Annotated in this window: 22 protein-coding genes; 14 read left to right on the top strand and 8 right to left on the bottom strand. The window is 67.1% G+C overall.

Annotated elements, in window-relative coordinates; translation table 11 throughout:
• Positions 1–68: 68 nt before the first annotated feature.
• Positions 69–338, bottom strand: a complete 270-nt coding sequence (locus tag ACTOWJ_RS09090; protein WP_441334278.1) for a phosphopantetheine-binding protein — start codon at positions 336–338, stop codon at positions 69–71.
• Positions 339–557: 219 nt separating this feature from the next.
• Between ACTOWJ_RS09090 and ACTOWJ_RS09085 the strand changes: the two genes are divergently transcribed.
• The 3 genes from ACTOWJ_RS09085 (at position 558) to ACTOWJ_RS09075 (ending at position 3,525) form a co-directional block, all read left to right on the top strand.
• Entirely contained in the window at positions 558–1,964 is a 1,407-nt protein-coding gene (locus ACTOWJ_RS09085; protein ID WP_441334277.1) for an NAD(P)/FAD-dependent oxidoreductase, read from the top strand.
• Positions 1,965–1,978: 14 nt separating this feature from the next.
• Entirely contained in the window at positions 1,979–2,977 is a 999-nt protein-coding gene (locus ACTOWJ_RS09080; RefSeq protein ID WP_441334370.1) for a chorismate transformation enzyme, FkbO/Hyg5 family, read from the top strand.
• A gap of 305 nt (positions 2,978–3,282) precedes the next feature.
• Complete coding sequence (locus ACTOWJ_RS09075; protein ID WP_441334369.1) at positions 3,283–3,525, top strand: hypothetical protein; 243 nt, start codon at positions 3,283–3,285, stop codon at positions 3,523–3,525.
• Between the two features lie 31 nt (positions 3,526–3,556).
• On the opposite strand, the gene ACTOWJ_RS09070 is transcribed toward ACTOWJ_RS09075, so the two are convergent.
• Together ACTOWJ_RS09070 and ACTOWJ_RS09065 are read right to left on the bottom strand one after the other, a co-directional pair.
• A complete protein-coding gene (locus tag ACTOWJ_RS09070; protein WP_441334276.1) occupies positions 3,557–5,128 on the bottom strand; it encodes a dipeptide ABC transporter ATP-binding protein in 1,572 nt (523 codons plus the stop codon).
• Positions 5,125–5,985, bottom strand: coding sequence for an ABC transporter permease (locus ACTOWJ_RS09065; protein ID WP_441334275.1), 861 nt, complete (start codon positions 5,983–5,985; stop codon positions 5,125–5,127). Before ACTOWJ_RS09065 ends, ACTOWJ_RS09070 begins: the two co-directional genes overlap by 4 nt.
• 307 nt (positions 5,986–6,292) lie before the next feature.
• Between ACTOWJ_RS09065 and ACTOWJ_RS09060 the strand changes: the two genes are divergently transcribed.
• From ACTOWJ_RS09060 to ACTOWJ_RS09045, 4 genes are all read left to right on the top strand, one after another.
• Positions 6,293–6,832: an RrF2 family transcriptional regulator gene (locus tag ACTOWJ_RS09060; protein WP_441334274.1), complete on the top strand. Its 540-nt coding sequence runs from the start codon at positions 6,293–6,295 to the stop codon at positions 6,830–6,832.
• Entirely contained in the window at positions 6,829–7,119 is a 291-nt protein-coding gene (locus ACTOWJ_RS09055; protein ID WP_441334273.1) for a hypothetical protein, read from the top strand. Before ACTOWJ_RS09060 ends, ACTOWJ_RS09055 begins: the two co-directional genes overlap by 4 nt.
• Positions 7,120–7,341: 222 nt before the next feature.
• Entirely contained in the window at positions 7,342–8,790 is a 1,449-nt protein-coding gene (locus ACTOWJ_RS09050) for an OprO/OprP family phosphate-selective porin (protein ID WP_441334272.1), read from the top strand.
• 65 nt (positions 8,791–8,855) lie between these two features.
• Positions 8,856–9,857, top strand: coding sequence for a sulfate ABC transporter substrate-binding protein (locus ACTOWJ_RS09045; protein WP_441334271.1), 1,002 nt, complete (start codon positions 8,856–8,858; stop codon positions 9,855–9,857).
• A 142-nt stretch (positions 9,858–9,999) separates the two neighbouring features.
• Here ACTOWJ_RS09045 and ACTOWJ_RS09040 read toward each other — a convergent pair whose 3' ends face one another.
• Complete coding sequence (locus tag ACTOWJ_RS09040) at positions 10,000–10,236, bottom strand: hypothetical protein (protein WP_441334270.1); 237 nt, start codon at positions 10,234–10,236, stop codon at positions 10,000–10,002.
• A gap of 287 nt (positions 10,237–10,523) precedes the next feature.
• Here ACTOWJ_RS09040 and cysT point away from each other — a divergent pair, with 287 nt between their 5' ends.
• From cysT to hemB, 4 genes are all read left to right on the top strand, one after another.
• Complete coding sequence (gene cysT, locus ACTOWJ_RS09035) at positions 10,524–11,390, top strand: sulfate ABC transporter permease subunit CysT (protein ID WP_441334269.1); 867 nt, start codon at positions 10,524–10,526, stop codon at positions 11,388–11,390.
• The gene (gene cysW / locus ACTOWJ_RS09030; protein ID WP_441334268.1) at positions 11,383–12,258 is read left to right on the top strand and encodes a sulfate ABC transporter permease subunit CysW; all 876 of its coding nucleotides are present in this window, start codon (positions 11,383–11,385) and stop codon (positions 12,256–12,258) included. The genes cysT and cysW overlap by 8 nt, the downstream gene beginning before the upstream one ends.
• Positions 12,259–12,318: 60 nt before the next feature.
• Positions 12,319–13,362 (top strand): sulfate/molybdate ABC transporter ATP-binding protein, encoded by a 1,044-nt coding sequence (locus ACTOWJ_RS09025; protein WP_441334267.1) that lies wholly within the window; start codon positions 12,319–12,321, stop codon positions 13,360–13,362.
• Positions 13,363–13,559: 197 nt separating this feature from the next.
• Complete coding sequence (hemB, locus tag ACTOWJ_RS09020) at positions 13,560–14,552, top strand: porphobilinogen synthase (RefSeq protein ID WP_441334266.1); 993 nt, start codon at positions 13,560–13,562, stop codon at positions 14,550–14,552.
• 45 nt (positions 14,553–14,597) lie between these two features.
• Here hemB and ACTOWJ_RS09015 read toward each other — a convergent pair whose 3' ends face one another.
• From ACTOWJ_RS09015 to ACTOWJ_RS09000, 4 genes are all read right to left on the bottom strand, one after another.
• Positions 14,598–14,915, bottom strand: coding sequence for a hypothetical protein (locus tag ACTOWJ_RS09015; RefSeq protein ID WP_441334265.1), 318 nt, complete (start codon positions 14,913–14,915; stop codon positions 14,598–14,600).
• 109 nt (positions 14,916–15,024) lie between these two features.
• Complete coding sequence (locus ACTOWJ_RS09010; RefSeq protein ID WP_441334264.1) at positions 15,025–15,324, bottom strand: hypothetical protein; 300 nt, start codon at positions 15,322–15,324, stop codon at positions 15,025–15,027.
• 238 nt (positions 15,325–15,562) lie between these two features.
• Positions 15,563–16,474, bottom strand: coding sequence for a TolB family protein (locus ACTOWJ_RS09005; RefSeq protein ID WP_441334263.1), 912 nt, complete (start codon positions 16,472–16,474; stop codon positions 15,563–15,565).
• Between the two features lie 50 nt (positions 16,475–16,524).
• A complete protein-coding gene (locus ACTOWJ_RS09000; protein ID WP_441334262.1) occupies positions 16,525–17,475 on the bottom strand; it encodes a TolB family protein in 951 nt (316 codons plus the stop codon).
• A 47-nt stretch (positions 17,476–17,522) separates the two neighbouring features.
• Between ACTOWJ_RS09000 and aroE the strand changes: the two genes are divergently transcribed.
• The 3 genes from aroE (at position 17,523) to ACTOWJ_RS08985 (ending at position 19,083) form a co-directional block, all read left to right on the top strand.
• Positions 17,523–18,392 (top strand): shikimate dehydrogenase, encoded by an 870-nt coding sequence (gene aroE / locus ACTOWJ_RS08995; protein WP_441334261.1) that lies wholly within the window; start codon positions 17,523–17,525, stop codon positions 18,390–18,392.
• 82 nt (positions 18,393–18,474) lie between these two features.
• A complete protein-coding gene (locus ACTOWJ_RS08990) occupies positions 18,475–18,816 on the top strand; it encodes a hypothetical protein (protein ID WP_441334260.1) in 342 nt (113 codons plus the stop codon).
• Positions 18,817–18,825: 9 nt separating this feature from the next.
• Positions 18,826–19,083, top strand: coding sequence for a YkgJ family cysteine cluster protein (locus ACTOWJ_RS08985; protein WP_441334259.1), 258 nt, complete (start codon positions 18,826–18,828; stop codon positions 19,081–19,083).
• Positions 19,084–19,216: the final 133 nt, after the last annotated feature.

Genomic DNA, 19,216 nt, shown 5'->3' with positions numbered 1-19,216 from the left:
CGGGAGCGGGCGGGGATTGGTTGGGGATGGGGCCGCGGCGAATGCGATATCGCCGCCGACGCTGCGGGTCAGGCGGCGCGCTGCTGCTGGATGTGCGCGGACAACGCGCGCAGCGAGGCGAAGATGCGGCGATTCTCGTCGCTGTCCGAACGCAGTTGGAAGCCGTAGCGCTTGGTGATCGCCAGCGCCAGTTCCAGCGCGTCGATCGAATCCAGGCCCAGCCCGTCGTTGAACAGCGCCGCCTCCGGCTCGATCTGCTCCGGCGCCACGTCTTCCAGGTTCAGGCTCTCGACCAGCAGCTGCGCCAGTTCGCGTTCGGCAGGGCTTTGTTCAGACATCGTGTGATCCGGTTGCGGCATGAGCGAGGGGCGCAACGATCCTTCATCGCGACAGATCGTGCAACAAGTCGCAGTTGCCCAGCCCCCGCCCGACCCCACCTCCGGCCATCAATCACCATTAATTTCAATGAGTTGAACGATTCAGCCAGTCCCAGGCCGGCCCCGCGAAGCGCCGCGGCCGGCGCACTGTCCGGCGGGGCCGCAGGCTATCATTTGCGCATGAACTCACCCGCTTCCGCGCTCGGGACGGCCGCCATGGCCGCCGCGCCTTCGTCCGATTCCCCGACGTCCGTCACGCCTGCTCCCATCACCCATTTGGACGCCGACGTCCTGGTCATCGGCGGCGGCCCGGCCGGCACCACCGCGGCGACCCTGCTCGCGCGTCAGGGCTGGAAGGTGCTGTTGCTGGAGAAAGGCAGCCATCCGCGCTTCCACATCGGCGAATCGCTGCTGCCGATGAATCTGGCGATCCTGGAACGGTTGGGCGTGCTCGAACAGGTCCGCGCGATCGGCATCCACAAGCCCGGCGCCGAGTTTCCGATCGACGTAGAGCGCTACAACACCTTCCGCTTCGAACGCGCGCTCAACCCGCGCTTCGGCTATGCCTTCCAGGTCAAGCGCGAGGAGTTCGACCAGTTGCTGTTCCGCCACAGCCAGGCCAACGGCGTGGACGCGCGCGAACAGGTCAAGGTCGAGAAAGTCGAGTTCGACGGACAAGGCCGGCCGGTTGCGGCGATCGCGCGCGGTCACGACGGCGGCGAGTTGCGCATCCGGATGCGCTATCTGATCGACGGCAGCGGCCGCGACACCTTCCTGGGCAGCCAGCTCAAACTCAAGCAGAAAAATCCGCTGCACCAATCGGCGGCGATCTTCAGCCACTTCACCGGCGTGCAGCGCCGCGAGGGCGAAGACGCCGGCAACATCACCGTGCAGCGTTTCGCCCACGGCTGGATGTGGCTGATCCCGTTGCAGCGCGATGTGATGAGCGTGGGCGCGGTGTGCTTTCCCGAATACCTCAAGCAGCGTCGCGGCGAGACCGAAGCGTTCTTGATGCAGACCCTGGAGTCCGAACCCTCGGTATCGCGGCGCATGCAAGGCGCGCAGCGCTGCGGCGACGTGCACGTGACCGGCAACTATTCCTACACCTGCACGCGCATGACCGGACCGGGCTGGGTGATGGTCGGCGACGCTTATGCTTTCGTCGATCCTGTGTTCTCGTCCGGGGTTTACCTGGGCATGAACAGCGGCGAACAGGCCGCCTCGGTGGTCGACGGCGCCTTGCGCGAGCCGGCGCGCGAAGCCGCGCTGCAACGCGAGATGACGGTGCGGCTCAAGCGCGGGCTCAAGCATTTCCAGTGGTTCATCTACCGCTTCACCACGCCGGTCATGCGCGAGCTGTTCAATGCGCCGCGCAACCACTGGCAGGTCGAACAGGCGGTGATCTCGATGCTCGCCGGCGACGTGTTCGACAACAAAGCCGTGCTGCGCCGCCTGCGCTTCTTCCGCCTGGTCTATGCCTTGACCGCCGTGCGCATGGCGCCGCAGGCCTTGCGCGGCTGGTTGCGGCGCAAACGCCAGGTCGATGTGGATTTCCGCGGCGACACGCTGCAGCAGGGCAACCCGTGAGCGCCGCGCCCGCGATGATGACCGGCGCGCGACTGCAGGTTGACTACCTCGAGGCCACCGCCGAACAACTGCTGGCGCACGACGACACCCTGGCGGTGTTCGGCTTCGGCGAGAACGCGCCGCACCACGACGACCCGCGCTATCTGCGCGTGGCCCTGGAACCGTTCGGCGATCGCCGGCTGGAGCGCTGGCGCGCCAACGGCCCGGTCGTGTGCGGCCGCGACGGCGATCTGGCTTGGTCCGAAGACGGCGCGCTGCAATTCGGCGTGATCGAATTCGACGAGCCCGATCCGCTGCCGGGCGAGGCCACCAACGGCGAGATCGCGCGCGCGGCCGAGTATCTGTACCGCAAGCTGATCGCGTTCACCGCCCAACGCGGCTATCCGCAGTTGCTGCGCATTTGGAATTATCTGGACGGCATCACCCTGGGCCACGGCGACGAAGAACGCTATCGCGTGTTCTGCGTCGGCCGCGCCGCGGGACTGGGCGATTTCCCGATCGCGCGCTTGCCGGCGGCGACCGCGATCGGCCGCGTCGACGGCGCGCGCCGCCTGCAGGTGTACTGGCTGGCTTCGCGCACGCCGGGCACGCCGTTGGAGAATCCGCGCCAAGTCAGCGCCTACCGCTACCCGCGCCAATACGGTCCGCAGCCACCGAGCTTCGCCCGCGCGATGCTGCCGCCGCAACCGGCGGCGATGCCGTTGCTGCTGTCGGGCACCGCGGCGGTGGTCGGACACGAATCCAAGCATGCTGAGTCGGTGAGCGCGCAGCTCGAAGAAACCTTGGCCAACTTCGACAGCCTGATCGGCGCGGCGCGCCAGCATCGCCCGAGCTTGTCGAATACCTTCGGCCCGGGGTCGTGCCTGAAGGTCTACGTGCGCGATGTCGAAGAGATCGCCACCGTCGCCGCCGAACTCGATCGCCGCTACGGCGACCGCGTGCCGCGCATCCTGCTGCATGCGGCGATCTGCCGGCATGAGCTGCGGGTGGAGATCGACGGCGTGCATGGGTAGGCGTGGATTCGGGATTCGGGATTCGGAAAAGCTGTTGCAACGGACGCTTTTGTGGGAGGGAGCTTTAGCCCCGACGCCTTTCGCTCAGGCGCTGCCGAACTGTGCATCGACCGGATCGAAAGGCGTCGGGGCTAAAGCTCCCTCCCACAAAAACTTCGCGGTGCCTTGCAAACGCAATAGCGACTTCGCGCCACGATCCGGCCGTTCGAAGTCGCAGCGACGACCGGCACTTGAAATTCACGGGGAAGGCACTAGTTTCGACAAGCTGGCCGATCCGGCCGCCAATGGAGTGCAAAACGATGGGAATGATCAGCCTGCTCTGGGGCATCTTCGCACTGGTTTGGATGATCCTCGCCCTGATTCCCCTGCTGGGTTGGGGTAACTGGTTCCTGATTCCCTTCGCCGCGGTCGGCGCGATCATCGCCGCCATCGGTCTGTTGTTCACCCGTTCCGAACACAGCGGCCGGGCCAAGACCGGGCTGATTCTCAACGGCATCGTGATCGTGGTCGGCATCATCCGCCTGAGCATCGGCGGCGGCTTAATCTGATCCTCGGCGCGGCGCGCCTGCCGGCATCGGCTTACGCCGAGGGGCGCGCGGCGAGCAGCGCCCGCGTGTGCGGGTGCTGCGGCGCCCGCAACACCTGCGCGGTGGCTCCAGTCTCGACGATGCGGCCCGCCTCCAGCACGGCGATGCGCTCGGCCACCGCCGCCGCCGCGGCCAGATCGTGAGTGACGAACAGCAGGGCCAGGCCGCGTTCGCGCTTGAGCTGGACCAGCAAGGCCAGAATCGCCGCACGGTGATGCGCATCGAGCGCCGACACCGCCTCATCGCACACCAACAGCTGCGGCTGCGTCGACAGCGCGCGCGCGATCGCGATGCGCTGACGTTGTCCGCCGGAGAACTGATGCGGATAGCGATCGAGCATGTCCGTCTCCAGGCCGACCGAACGCAACAGTTCGCCGGCGCGCGCGCGACGCGACGCGGCATCGCGCTCGCCGTGGATGCGCAGCGGCTCGGCGACGACCTCGGCGATGCGCATGCGCGGATCGAGCGACGCGTAAGGATCCTGGAACACCACGCCGATACGCGCGCGCAGCCTGCGTAACGCGGCCGGGTCCAACGACGCCAAATCCACACCGTCCAGGCACACCCGCCCCTGCGCGCCGCGCAACAGCCGCAGCAACGCGCGGCCCAGCGTGCTCTTGCCGCTGCCGCTTTCGCCGACCAGGGCCAGGCCTTCGCCGCGATGCAATTGAATGTCCACGCCGTCCAGCGCCGGCTGCGGCGCGCGCGGATAACGCATGCGCAGGCCTTCGCCGCTGAGCAAGGCCGGCGCTGCGTTCGGCGCGGCTGAGGGTTCGGGCAAGGCCGCGATGCGGTCGGCGGCGAGCAGCTCGCGGGTGTAGGCCTGCGCTGGTGCGGCGAACACCGCAGCCGTGAGCCCGCGCTCGATCGCTTCGCCGCGCTTGAGCACCAGCAACTGCTGCGCGTAGGCGCCGACCAGGGGCAGATCGTGGCTGATCAACAACAACGACAGGCCGTCTTCGCGGCGCAGGCGATCGAGCAGATCGAGAATGTCGCGGGCGATGCGCGCATCCAGGGCCGAGGTCGGCTCATCGGCGATCAGCGCGCGCGGCTGCGTCGCCAGCGCCAGGGCGATGGCGATGCGTTGACGCTGGCCGCCGGAAAACTGATGCGGATAGCGGCGCAAGGCCGAGGCCGGATCGGGCAATTGCACGCGCTCGAGCAAGGCCTGCGCCTGGTTCTGCGCGGCGGCGGCGCCCAGCCCGCGCACCGCGCGCAGGGTTTCGGTCAGTTGCGCGCCGACCCGGCGCAGCGGATGCAGCGAGGCCAGCGGATCCTGCGGCACCCAGGCCAGGCCGCGGCCGCGCAAGCGTGCGTGCGCGGCGCCGGCCAGTTCGACCGGCGCGCCATCGACGTCCAAGCGGCCGTGCGCGTGCAATTGCGGCGGTAGCAGGCCCAGCAGCGACAGCGCGGTCAGGCTCTTGCCGCTGCCGCTTTCGCCGACCACGCCCAGGCACTGCCCGGCCTGCAGTTCCAGATCGATCGGGCCGAGCAAACGCCGCGGCGGCGCGGCGCGCGAATGCGTTTGCACGCACAAGTCCTGCAGTCGCAGCCACGCGCTCATGCGCTGGCGACCTTGGCGGGCGCGACGTCGGCGCGGGTGTCGCCGTGCACGTCGAGCCAATCGCGCAGGCCGTCGCCGAGAAACTGGAACGCGGCCAGGGTCGCGACCAGGAAACCGGCCGGAAACAACAGCGTCCACGGCGCGCTGTCGAGCTCCTGCACGCCTTCGGCGAGCAGGCCGCCCCAACTGGATGACGGCTCGTCGATCGACAGGCCCAGAAAGCCGAGAAAACTCTCGACCAGAATCGCCTGCGGCAGGATCAGGCCCAAATACACGAACGCCAGCGGCATCAGGTTCGGCAATACGTGCCAGCGCAGGCGCTGGCCGAAACTGGCGCCCGCCGCTTGCGCGGCCAGCACGAACGGCGCCTCGCGCAAACGCGCCGCCTCCGCGCGCATGACCCGGGCCAGATCGATCCAGACATAACCGCCGATCGCCGCCAGCAGCAGCCAAAGAGAGCGCTCGAACAAGGTCAGCAGCAAGATCACCACCAACAGGAACGGCAGCGCCGAGAACACATCGAGCACGCGCAACATCAATCGCTCCACCGCGCCGCCGGCCAGACCGGCGATCGCGCCATAGCTCAGGCCGATCACCAGTGCGACCACGCTGGCCAGCAAGCCGATGCCCAGCGACAGACGCCCACCGGCGAGGGTCCGCGCGAACACGTCGCGGCCGATGGCGTCGGTGCCGAACCAATGCCCGGCGGCGCCGGGCGCGGCCGACAGCGATTCCCAATCCGGCAGCACCGGGCCGTAACGGCCGAACAACGGGGCGAACCAGCACACGGCGGCGAGGGCGGCGAGCACGCACAGACAGGTGCGGGCCAGCGGCGGGAGGGATTTGAGCGAACGCATTGGCGGACATCGTAACGGGGTGGCGCGGGGATGCGACAACGCGTGCGGCCCTCACCCCAACCCCTCTCCCGTAAACGGGAGAGGGGCTAAAGCCATTTTCTATCTCTCGTCTACGTGGGAGAGAGGCTAGAGCCCTTCCCTTCTCCCGTTTACGGGAGAAGGTGCCCGGAGAGCCTGCCCCCGCGAAGGCGGGGGGCGGATGAGGGCCGCCATGTCCCCACATACCCCCTCGTCATAAGCAGATAAAGCATTACCTTTTCCCCTCGGCCCCCGTCCGCGGCCACATTTCCTACATGGTGACTGGGAAATGCTGACGATGAAGGCCAAGTACGCCCTGCGCGCGATGTGCGCGCTCGCGCGCGCCGAAGGCGGCCGACTGCCGGCCGACTCGGCCTACGCGCCCCGTCACGGCCGGCTGCAGGCGCGCGCGATCGCCGAGCACAGCGGCGCGCCCGGCAAGTTTCTCGAATCGATCCTGGTCGACCTGCGCGAGGCCGGTTTCATCGACAGTCGCCGCGGCCAGAAGGGCGGTCACTCGCTGGCGCGCCCGGCCGACCAGATCATGGTCGGCGACCTGATCCGCGCCATCGACGGTCCGCTGGCGCCGGTGCGCTGCGCCAGCGTCAGCGCGTATCAGCCTTGCGCCGACTGTCCCGATCCCGACGCCTGCAGCCTGCGATCGCTGATGCGCGAGGCACGCGACGCGCTCTCGCACGTGCTCGACCGGCGCAGCTTGAGCGAACTGGCGCTGGCCCCGGATTTCGGCGCGGCGGCGCTGGACCCCTCGCTGCTGGACGCCACCTTCCTGGCCGATGCGGCGTCGATCCACTACGGAGACCGGCCATGACCCGCGCCGCCCCACGCAAACCGGCCCCGAGCCGCGCGCGCAAACCGCCGGCCGGCGCCGAAACGACGCAGGTCTCGACCGTGCGCTACGAAATCGCCCGCGATCGCGAACCGGAAATCAACATCGTCAACCTCAGCCACACCGAGTACGTGCTGCTCAAAGCGGTGCGCGAGCTGGGCGCGGGCCGGATCGAAGTCGCAGTGCAAGGTTCGCGCATCGTCGAGATCACCCGCACTCAGCGGGTGGTGGTGGACACGCTGGACGCGGCTGGGGAGTCGTGGGCCTGACGTCGTTGGGTTGACGTCGAGGATTTGAAGTCGCGGTACCGAATCGGCCGCCCGCAGCGGGGAACGCGGGTACGCGATGCAGCGATGACAACGGCCGATGCGTGGGTGCGTCGGGATCGAGCTGCGATGTCTATCGGGTTCGCCGTTTTTGCTTTTTCTACCAGTTCCGTGGTCCGCGCCACCGGGCCCTTCCACCGTCATCACCGATCGAAGGAGCACATCATGCAAACCCGGCCACGGCCCGCGCGCACGTCGCGCATCGCAGTCACCTCGCTGTGCGGCGCGCTCGCCTGCGCGCTGGGCCTGCCCGCATCGGCCGCCGAACTCACGGTGGAACAGTTGGCGCAACGGCTGCGCGCCATCGAGCAACGACTGGGCACCGCCGGCAGCGCCGATCCGGCCGCGGGCGAAGGCCTGGCCGATCTGGACCAGCGCCTGCGCGTGATCGAACGCAGGCTGGAGCTGCAAGCCGAGGAAAGCGCGGCCAAGGCCGCGAGCACGCCGACGGTGTCGCTCAGCGCGAGCAAGGGACTGGCGATCAAATCGCCGCAGCCGGGCGATGTGGAAGTCAAGTTCAAGGCCCTGGTGCAAGCCGACGGCCGCTTCTTCATCGGCGATGAGCAAGTGCCGCAGAACGACACCTTCCTGTTCCGCCGCATCCAGCCCAGCATCGAAGGCACCTGGGGTTCGCTGATCGGTTTCCGGATCCTGCCTGAGTTCGCCGGCGACAGCGCCACCATCAACGATGCGTACCTGGATCTGAAGTTCGATCCGCGCGCGACCTTGCGCATCGGCAAGTTCAAGAGCCCGGTGGGATTGGAACGCCTGCAGTCCAGCGGCTCGACCGGCCTGATCGAACTGGGCCTGGCCTCCGAACTCACGCCCAATCGCGATCTGGGCCTGCAACTGCAGGGCGAGTTCGCCGGATCGACGGTCTCTTACGCGCTCGGCGTGTTCAACGGCGCGGTCGACGGCCGCGACAGTCCCACCGCCAATCCGGACAACGAATTCGAATACGCCGGCCGCGTGTTCTTCGAACCGTGGAAGAACGCCAGCAACGCCTTGTCGGGACTGGGCTTCGGCGTGGGCGGCAGCGTCGGCGACCGCGCCGGCAGCGGCAACAACTTCCTGCCGCGTTATCGCACGCCGGGGCAATCGCAGTTCTTCAACTATCGCGGCACGGCGCTCGCCGACGGCGCAGCCAAGCGCTGGTCGCCGCAGCTGTACTACTACCGCAACGCATTCAGCCTGCTCGGCGAATACGTCAACTCCAGCCAAGAAGTGCGCATCGGCGCCAATCAGGCCGAACTCGATCATACCGCCTGGCAACTCACCGCCGGCCTGGTGCTCACCGGCGAAGATGCCGGTTACAGGGGCGTGTCCCGGCCTAACCAAGCTTTTACGGTCGGTGGTGCAGGCTGGGGCGCGTTCGAGCTGGTCGCGCGTTACGGCCGTCTGGAAATCGACGACGGCGCGTTCCCGCGTTACGCCGATCCGGCGGCGGTCGCCGCCGCGGCGCGTTCGTGGGGGCTGGGTCTGAACTGGTATCTGACCGGCAACCTCAAGCTCGTCGCCAACTACACCCAAACCCAATTCGACGGTGGCGCGCCCGCGGGCCGCGACCGCGAGGACGAAAAGGCGTTCTTCACTCGCGCACAGCTTGCTTTCTGATCGCCTTGCTTTCTGATCGCAGATTTTCCGCCTTAACGATCGCCATCCCGCATGAGGACTCACAGATGAAAACCGCTTTCCGCTTGATGGTGCTGAGCTTGGCGCTGGCCGCGGGCACGGCCTGGGCCAAGGACGTCGAACTGCTCAACGTGTCCTACGATCCGACCCGCGAGTTCTACGCCGAGGTCAACCAAGTCTTCGCCGCGCAATGGAAACAGCAGACCGGCGAAACCCTCAGCATCCGCGCATCGCACGGCGGCTCAGGCAAACAGGCGCGCGCGGTGGTCGACGGCCTGGAAGCCGACGTAGTGACCCTGGCGCTGGCCGGCGATATCGACACCATCGCCGGCGCCAAGCAGTTGCCGGCGAACTGGCAGTCGCGTCTGCCGCATCAAAGCTCGCCTTACACCTCGACCATCGTGTTCCTGGTGCGCAAGGGCAATCCCAAGGGCATCAAGGACTGGGACGATCTGATCAAGCCCGGCGTGGGAGTGATCACGCCCAATCCGAAAACCTCCGGCGGCGCGCGCTGGAACTATCTGGCCGCCTGGGCCTGGGCCTCGACCAAGTTCCGCGACGGCGACAAGGTGGTCGACTACCTGGCCCAGTTGTTCAAGAACGTGCCCGTGCTCGACACCGGCGCGCGCGGCTCCACCACCACCTTCGTCGACCGCAAGATCGGCGACGTGCTGCTGGCCTGGGAAAACGAGGCGTTGCTGACCTTGGCCCAGTCCAACAGCCGCGATCAGTTCGAGATCGTCATCCCCAGCCTGAGCATCAGGGCCGAACCGCCGGTCGCCTGGGTCGACAAAAACGTGGACAAGCACGGCACGCGCAAGCAGGCCGAAGCGTACTTGCGCTTCCTCTACACGCCCGAAGGCCAGCGTCTGGCGGCCAAGCACGGCTACCGCCCGTCCGAGCCGGACAAGGTTCCGGCGGCCGAGTTGGCCAAGTTTCCGGAGGTGAAGCAGGTCACCATCGACGGCGCGTTCGGCGGCTGGAAGAAGGCGCAGGCGGCGCATTTCTCCGATGGCGGGTTCTTCGACAAGATTTATTTGCCGAAGTAAGCCTCCACTTCCTCTCGAAATCTCCCTATTGAAATCCCCCCCCTTTGAAAAAGGGGGCTAGGGGGATTTGTTTGTGCTTTTGCTTCAAGCAACAGCAAACGCAAATCCACCACGTCCGCTTCACGGCCGTTCGCCTCTTTTGTTAAAGGGGCAACAGCAAGGGCGCCGCGTTTTCGCGATGATCCGCATCGCGGGCACGCAGAAAAACCGGCACGACGACCGCCCATAACGCAGCCAGCGAGCCGTCGTCGGCAAGCGGATTGCGGCTGGACGAGGGAATGAACAGATCCCTGAGTTCAGCCAGCGCCGAGGCGACAGCCGCGGTGTCGGTATCGGTGGATTGGAGCCGGGCGATCAGTTCGCGGACGTTCGCGTCCAAGGTCGGGTTAAAAAACATATCGCGACGCTTGCGGTGGCTGGGACCGGTGCAACCTAATCCGGCCGCACTCAGGCGTGAGCAAGGCGCTCGCAACGGTCCACGGCACCACCCCCGGAATGGGCACGACGCCGCATTCATCCGGCCCGAACATCGCCGCCGCCATGATGCTCGGCCCTTCATATCGCCATCGCGCACCTAGAAACAACCAACCCGCATTTCCCAGGAACCCCGCTGGCGCGATAGCGTCCAACCCTCTGTCCCCACAATTAAGTTGCCGCCCACGCCACATGAGCGAGCAAGTCCTTCCCCTGCCGACCTCCGCCACCCGATGGCGCCGGCCGCTGCCCGGTCTCGGGCTCGGCCTGGGCATCGGCATGATCTGGCTCGGCCTGATCGTCCTGCTGCCGCTGGCCGCGCTGATCCTGCGCTCCGGCGGCCTCGGCGTGGCCGGCTGGCTGCGCACGATCTCCGATCCGATGGTGGTCTCCTCGCTCAAGGTCAGCTTCCTGAGCGCCTTCATCGCGGCCGTGGTCGCGCTGGTGTTCGGCGCGGTGATCGCCTGGGTGCTGGTGCGTTACCGCTTCCCGGGCCGTCGCCTGATGGATGCGCTGGTCGATCTGCCCTTCGCGCTGCCGACCGCGGTCGCCGGCATCACCCTGGCCGCGATCTACAGCGAGACCGGCTGGGTCGGCCAATTCACGCAGCCGTTCGGGATCAAACTGGTCAACAGCATCACCGGCATCGTGATCGCGCTGATCTTCATCGGCCTGCCGTTCGCGGTGCGCACGGTGCAACCGGTGCTCGAAGCGCTGGGCCGCGAACAGGAAGAAGCCGCGATCTCGCTCGGCGCCTCGCGCCTGACCGCGCTGCGGCGGGTGGTCCTGCCCGAATTGCTGCCGTCCCTGCTGACCGGTTTCTCGCTGGCGTTCGCGCGCGGCCTGGGCGAATTCGGCTCGGTGATCTTCATCGCCGGCAACTTGCCGATGAAGACCCAGATCGCGCCGCTGCTGATCACCATCCGTCTCAACGAAGACGGCGGCGTCAACGCGGCGATCGTGCTGGCGACCTTGCTGCTGTTGATGTCGTTCGCCTGTCTGGTCGCGATCAACGCCGCATCGGCGTTGTTCGCCCACGGGAATCGCCGCGATGACTGAACTTCGCGAGCCGCCGCAACGCGATCCCCTGCAAGAACCGCTTTGGGTGCGCTGGTGCCTGATCATCGCGGCCGCCGCGATCATGCTGCTCATCGTCGTGCTGCCGCTGCTGATGCTGCTCGGTACGGCCTTCGGCAGCGGACTCAAGGTCTGGATGGCGGCAATCACCGAACCCAACACGATCGCAGCCTTGAAGCTCACTCTGCTCACCGCCGCGATCGTAGTGCCGATCAACGCCGTCTGCGGCGTATTCATGGCCTGGGCATTGACCCGATTCGAATTCCGCGGCAAACGCACTTTGATGGCGCTGATCGATTTGCCGTTCGCGGTGTCGCCGGTGGTCGCCGGTCTGTGCCTGGTGCTGCTGTTCAGTCCAAGCCATGGTTTTTTCGCCGATTTCCTCAACGCCCACAACATCAAGATCATGTTCGCCACGCCCGCGATCGTGCTGGCGACCTTGTTCGTGACCTTCCCGTTCGTAGTGCGCGAGTTGATCCCGCTGATGGAGCAGCAAGGCGGCGACGAAGAACTGGTCGCTCGGTCGCTCGGCGCCAATGCCTGGACCATGTTCTTCCGGGTGACCCTGCCCAACATCAAATGGGGCCTGCTGTACGGCGTGTTGTTGTGCAGCGCGCGCGCGATGGGCGAGTTCGGCGCGGTCACCGTGGTCTCGGGCAACATCGTCGGCCAGACCAACACGCTGTCGCTGCACGTGGAGGTATTGCACATGCAGGTCGGCAGCGAACCGGCCCTGGCGTTCGCGGTGGCGTCGTTGTTGGCGAGCATGGCGCTGGTCACGCTGCTGGCCAAGATATGGCTGGAAGCGCGCCACGGCGATGCGCTGGCGCGTTCGCGTCGAAAACATTGATTCATCCGTACTGCCGTCCGTACTGATTCACCCGCGTTGATTCACTAGGTATCGCCACGAATGGATCTGCACCTCAAAGCCATCGCCAAGCGTTATGCGAACGTCGCCGCCCTGGATGCGGTGAGTCTGGACGTCGCGTCGGGCGAACTGGTCGCGCTGCTCGGACCCTCGGGTTCGGGCAAGACCACCTTGCTGCGCGTGATCGGCGGCCTGCTGCAACCCGATTCGGGCCAGCTGTTGTTCGGCGAACAGGACGCGACCCGGCTGAGTCTGCGCGAGCGCAACGTCGGTTTCGTGTTCCAGCATTACGCCTTGTTCAAGCACATGACCGTGGCCGAGAACATCGCCTTCGGCCTGCGCAGCCGGCCGCGCGCGCGGCGGCCGGACAAGGCGACCATCGCCAAGCGCGTGCAGGAACTGCTGGGGCTGATCCAGCTGCCGGAGTTGGGCGGACGCTATCCCGAACAACTGTCCGGCGGGCAGAAGCAACGCGTGGCGCTCGCGCGCGCGCTGGCGATCGATCCGACCGTGCTGCTGCTGGATGAACCCTTCGGCGCGCTCGACGCCAAGGTCCGGGTCGAACTGCGCCGCTGGCTGCGCCGGCTGCACGATCACACCGGGCAGACGACCTTGTTCGTCACCCACGATCAAGAAGAAGCGCTGGAACTGGCCGACCGCGTGGTCGTGCTCAAGGACGGCCGGATCGAACAGATCGGCACGCCCGATGAGATCTACAGCACGCCGGCCTCGGCCTATGTGTTCGATTTCATCGGCCGCGCCAACGTGATCGAAGGCCAGACCGAAGGCGGCGAGCTCTCGGTCAACGGCCACGCCCTGCGCCTGCCGGTCGACAGTCACAGCCGCAGCCGCGCGCGGCTGTACGTGCGGCCGCACGACATGGCCCTGGTCGGCGACGGCGAGGGCCTGCCGGCACGAGTGCTGTCCTCGCACCGGCTGGCCGAGCGGATCACCCTGGAACTGAGCATCGAAGGCCAGCACCGGCCGTTGGAGCTGGACCTGGTGGCCACGCCCGACGCGGTGATCCCGACCTCGGGCAGCACCGTGCATGTGCGACCGTTGCGGTATCGGGTGTATTCGGACTGACATGGGCTCCCTGTAGGAGCGGCGCGAGCCGCGACCGCGGGACCACAAGGTCGCGCCGGCCGCCTCCATTCGCGGTCGCGGCTCGCGCCGCTCCTACAGGGGGCCGCCGCGACATCGGCCTGACCCAGTTGGGCAGAACACAGTGTCCGCGACCGCCGGTCGCAGGCCGCCCCACCGCACGGGGGTAAACTAGGCCCATGACCTACCCCTACTCGCGCCCGCGGCGGATGCGCCGCGACGACTTCTCGCGCCGGCTGATGCGCGAGACCGTCCTCACCGCCAACGACCTGATCTATCCGGTCTTCGTCCACGAACTCGACGGCCGCGCGCCGGTCGGCTCCATGCCCGGCATCGAGCGCCTGTCGATCGACGAGCTGCTGCGCGTGGCCGAACGCGCCAGCGAACTGCGCGTGCCCGCGCTGGCGCTGTTCCCGGTCACCGCACCGGAGGCCAAGTCGCTGACCGCGCAAGCCGCCTGGCAGGACGACGGCCTGTGCCAGCGCGCGGTGCGCGCGCTCAAGCAGCGCTTCCCGGACCTGGGCGTGATCACCGATGTCGCCCTCGATCCTTACACCACCCACGGCCAGGACGGCCTGATCGACGACAGCGGCTACGTCATGAACGACGAAACCGTCGAGGCGCTGGTCAAGCAGGCGCTGTCGCACGCCGCCGCCGGCGCCGACGTGGTCGCACCCAGCGACATGATGGACGGCCGCATCGGCCGGATTCGCACGGCGCTGGAACTCGACGGCCACATCCACACCCGCATCCTGGCCTACAGCGCCAAGTACGCGTCGAGCTTCTACGGCCCGTTCCGCGACGCGGTCGGCTCGGCCGGCGCGCTCGGCAAGGGCAACAAGTACACCTACCAGATGGACCCGGCCAACAGCGACGAGGCGATGCGCGAGATCGCGCTCGACCTGGACGAAGGCGCGGACATGATCATGGTCAAGCCGGGCCTGCCGTACCTGGACATCGTACGCCGCGCCAAGGACGAGTTCGGCGCGCCGACCTTCGTCTATCAAGTCAGCGGCGAGTACGCGATGCTGCGCGCGGCGATCCAGAACGGTTGGCTGGACGAACGCGGCTGCGTGATGGAGGCGCTGACCTCGATCAAGCGCGCCGGCGCGGACGGCGTGTTGACCTACTTCGCATTGGATGCGGCGCAGTGGATACGCGAGGAGAATTGAAGTTCCGGCGCGCGTAAAGTCACGGACTGATCCGCGCGTACGCGTTCAAATTTGCATGATGCATACCGGCCGCGCCGGCCGGCCGCCGAGTACGAACGCGAGCTCCATGGCTTCGTCCATCCGTTCGCCGTCGAACGCGCTGGACAGAATGAAGTACGGATCGGGCTCGCCGTCGGGCTCCCATCCGTCGCGGATACTCAGCAAGACGCAAGCATCGAGGAACTCGTCCTGCAGCCGCTGCGCATTGGCGCCGACGAAGGACACGTAGTTCACCTCGAGCGTCCGCCATTGTTCGACCAGGGCGTGCATATCGTCCAGCGAGCCGCTCAACGAATGCACGATGACTTTCTTGTCGTAGATCATGCGCCACTCACCGCCAGGGTCATTCGCGTTTTCCGTCAGGTTTGAAGTTGTCGCGCAGGCATCGTACCGATACCACGAGGCCGGCCGCACGGCCCCGCGGCGAACTACGTCAGAATGGATGGAAGGCGCAGAACTCCACCACGCTCACGCCGGACTGACCGGCATAGCCGCTCAATTGGGTTTCGCAGTCGCTTTGCGAAGCGGCCGAGATGTGCGCGTACATGCAGGTGTAAACCAACGGACCGTTCGGCCCCGGAACGGTGTGCGGCTGTACCCAGCGCACCGTCGCTTCCCACGTGCCCCAACGCGGTTGCGGGGGCTGCGGCGTCGTCGGCAAACCGTCGATCGGCGCGACACTCGACGGCGCCGCGGTTATCGCCAACAACAACGCGAACAACAACGCGAACAACAGGCCCCCGTACTACGATTCATGTTGCGCATCGCACGTCCTCTGTCGGCCACGGACTGTGGCCGAGGCAGGATAGACAGCCGCCGCCGGGCGACGCCGCGCGTGCTCACTCGAATCCGATGGGCGGCGAATCGATGCGGATCGACGGAGTGCGCATGCATCGCGCGCGCGGAACATTCACGCGCCGCGTCGAATTCGCCTGACCGTTCGCATCCGACGAATGGTTGGCCGCTGCGCCTTATTTCGACGTGGCCAGGCCGATGCAGCCATCGCGGCCGGTCGCCGCGGGCGCCTTCATCCGGTACAGATCCATCTTGCCGGCCTTGGGCGCTTTCGCCGATCCGCTGATCAACAGCTCGCCGGGCTTGTTCCAGTCCAGCGTCGGCCCGAGCGTGTAACCGCTGTCGGTGTTGAACGACAAAGCCAACGGCGCTGCTTCGGCATAACGCGCACCATCGCATTGCGCGAGGTACAAACGTATCGGATCGTTCTCGACATTCTTCGAACGCGCGAACACGATCGCACGGCCGTCGCCGAGCCATGCGGCGTCGAATTCATCGTCGGCGGTGTTCACGCCTGGCACCGGTTTGGGATCGACGAAAGCCTTACCGTCCCATCGGGCGACGAACAGATCGTGACGTCCCGCGCCGCCGAAGCCGTTGCTGGCGAACAACAGATGGCGGCCATCGCGACTGGGCGTCGGCGCCCACTCGTCGCCTGGGCTATTGACGCCGGGCCCCAGATTTTCGACCGCAGCGTAACTGCCGTCGTCGCGCACCGCGGCGCGATACAGATCGTCGCCGCCGCGGCCGCCGGAGCGATTGGAGAAGAAATACAACCAACGACCATCGGCACTGAACAAGGGATCGAAATCGTTGCTCTTGCTGTTGATCGTGAGCGGTTCGGGCCGTTGCCAACGTCCGTCGATCAACCTCGCCTGCCACAGATCCCAGCCGCCCGTGCCGCCGCTGCGATCGGTGCTGCCCCAGACGATGCGCTTGCCATCGGGACTCACCGCGCCGCGCACTTCGCTGTGCTGCGTGGAGACCACGCCCATGCCTTCGATGCCGAATTCGGACAAGGCATAGGCGCTGCCGGCGAGAACGCACAGTGCGAGGCAGGCGCTGAGACGCGACGGAGAAAAGCGCATTGTTGAATCCAAGGTGAGAAAAAGTTCTGGCAGCGCGCGGCGATGTCCGCTCAGCGAATCCGCGGCAACGCGCGCTGCCGCCCTTGCTTGAGCACCGCGTCGGCGACGCAGCCGCCCTGACCGGTCACCGTGGGCGCCTTGATCCGGTAGATATCCTGCTTACCGGCCTTGGGCGCCTTGGCCGTGCCGTTGAGCAGCAACTCGCCGGGCTTGTGCCAATCGATCACCGGGCCGTAGGTGAATCCGTCCTCGCTGTTGAACGATAGCTTCAGCGGTTCGGCCGGGCCGTACTGGCGGCCGTCGCACTGCGCGACGAACAGGCGCACGGCCTTGTTCATCACATCGTCGGAGCGAGTGAACACGATCGCGCGGCCGTCGCCGAGCCAGGTGGCGTCGAACTCGTCGGCCGCGCTGTTGATGCCGGGCACCGGCTGAGGATCGACGAAGGCTTTGCCGTCCCAGCGTGCGACCCACAGATCCTGCCGGCCCGCGCCGCCGCGGCCATCGCTGGCGAACATCAGATGACGGCCGTCGCGACTCGGCGTCGGCGCCCATTCGCTGCCGGCGGTGTTGACCCCGGAGCCGAGGTTCTCGGCCGCGCCGTAGCCGCCGTCGCCGAGCACCGCGGCACGGTAGAGGTCTTCGTTGCCCAGCCCGCCGGGGCGATCGGAGAAAAAATACAGCCAGCGGCCGTCGCCGCTGAACATGGGGTCGTAGTCCTTGGCCGGGCTGTTGATCGGCAACGGCTCGGGGTTTTGCCAGCGGCCGTCGATCAGGCTGGCCTGCCACAGGTCGCGTCCGGCCGGGCCGCCGGGACGGTCGGTGCTACCCCAGACGATGCGCCGTCCGTCGGGACTCACGCTGGCGCGCACCTCGCTGTGCGGGGTTGAGACAATGCCCATGCCTTCTATGCCGAATTCGTTCAAACCCGCCTGGGCCGTGCTGGCGAGCCCGCAGGCGAGGAGTACACTCGAACGTAACCAGACCCTGGCGTGCCGCATCGTGCGTCTCCCACTGGAAGGGTCACAGTCTAGAACGAGGCGCGCTCATGTCGATCGATTCCAGTTCGTCCAGCCCGGTCCTGCGCTACGCGGTGTTCGGCCATCCGGTCGCCCACTCGCTGTCGCCGCGCATCCATGCGGCGTTCGCGCGCCAGTTCGGGATCGCGCTGGATTACGCGGCGCTCGACGCCGCACCGGAACGCTTCGACGTGGCCCTGGCCGAATTCGCCGCCGAGGGCGGGCTGGGCGCCAACATCACCTTGCCGCTGAAGACCCGCGCCGCCGGCATCTGTTCACACCTGAGCGAGCGCGCCCGCCGCGCCGGCGCGGTCAACACGCTGATCCGCAGCGCCACCGGCTGGGAGGGCGACAACACCGACGGGGTCGGCCTGATCCGCGACCTCACCGAGCGCCACGGTCTGGATCTGCGTGAGCGTCGCACCCTGCTGATCGGCGCCGGCGGCGCCGCGCGCGGCGTGGCGCCGGCACTGCTGGATGCCGGCATCGGCGATCTGTATATCGTCAACCGCACCGCCGAACGCGCCGACTCGCTGGCCGATGCGCTAGGCCTGCCCGGCCGCGTGCACCCGCGCTACCTCGCCGACGTAGGCACGCTGGGCAACTTCGACCTGATCGTAAACGCGACCTCGGCCGCGCGCGAGGACGGCACCCTGAGTCTGCCGATGAGCCTGGCCACGCCGCGCACCGCGGCGGTGGACCTGAGCTACGGCGAAGCGGCGATTCCGTTCCTGGCCTGGGCCAAGGTGGCCGGCGCCCACGATCGCATCGACGGCCTGGGCATGCTGGTCGAACAAGCCGCGGAGAGTTTCGAGCGTTGGCATCGCAAGCGCCCGGACACCGATCCGGTGTATGCGCAATTGCGGCAGGGCGCGGTGGCGTTGGTCACGGCGGATTGAACGCGATGCGCGGCGGTTGCGCGTCGACCTTGGCATGCGGCCGCGACCGCTTCTGCATCCGCTCCGCCACGAGCGCGATGCGATGAACGACTGGATAGTCTCGGCCCTGCCGCATCTGCTGACGATGATCCCGGGCCTGCTGCTGTACACGCTGGGCCTGTCGTTGTGCCTGGTCCGCAGCCGCACGCTGGGCCGGGCCAGCACTTACGCCAGCCTGGGCTTCGGCTTGCTGCTGCTGAGCTCGCTGTTGGGCGCGGGCAGCCAGGTATGGTTCACCTGGATGGCGCAGCAAGGCGCCGCCGCGATAAGCTCGCTGGCGATGCGCATGGCGGTGCTGGGCATCGTCAACATGTTGATCTCGCTGGTCGGCATCACCCTGTTGCTGGCGGCGATCCTGGCCCGCCGACCCGCGCCGGCCGCCTGAGCCTTCGCCATGCATTGCCGCGACCGCTGCGGCGCGTGTTGCATCGCGCCTTCGATCACCTCGCCGATTCCCGGCATGCCGCACGGCAAACCCGCCGGCATCCCCTGCGTGCAGCTCGACGACGAGCTGCGCTGTCGTTTGTTCGGCAAGCCGGAGCGGCCGACGTTTTGCGGCTCGTTGCAACCGCAACGGGATATGTGCGGGCGCGACCGCGACGAGGCGATGGATTGGCTGGCGGAGCTGGAACGGGCCACCGCGCCGAATTGAGCGTGGGTGTGTGCTGTTGCCCCGTTTGAAAAGGGGGGAACAGCAGAAGCGAGGGCTTTGGATAGTGCGGCGTTTGCGGCTGCGGCGTCCGGGTAGTTTCGAAGTCGGACGTTGTTGCGCAACTGCGGTTGAC

Origin of the sequence: Lysobacter sp. CA199 (genome assembly GCF_052078715.1) — a bacterium.
Taxonomy (GTDB): domain Bacteria; phylum Pseudomonadota; class Gammaproteobacteria; order Xanthomonadales; family Xanthomonadaceae; genus Lysobacter.
Note: the sequence above shows the minus strand (reverse complement) of the source record. Positions and strands in the feature narration are given on the sequence as shown.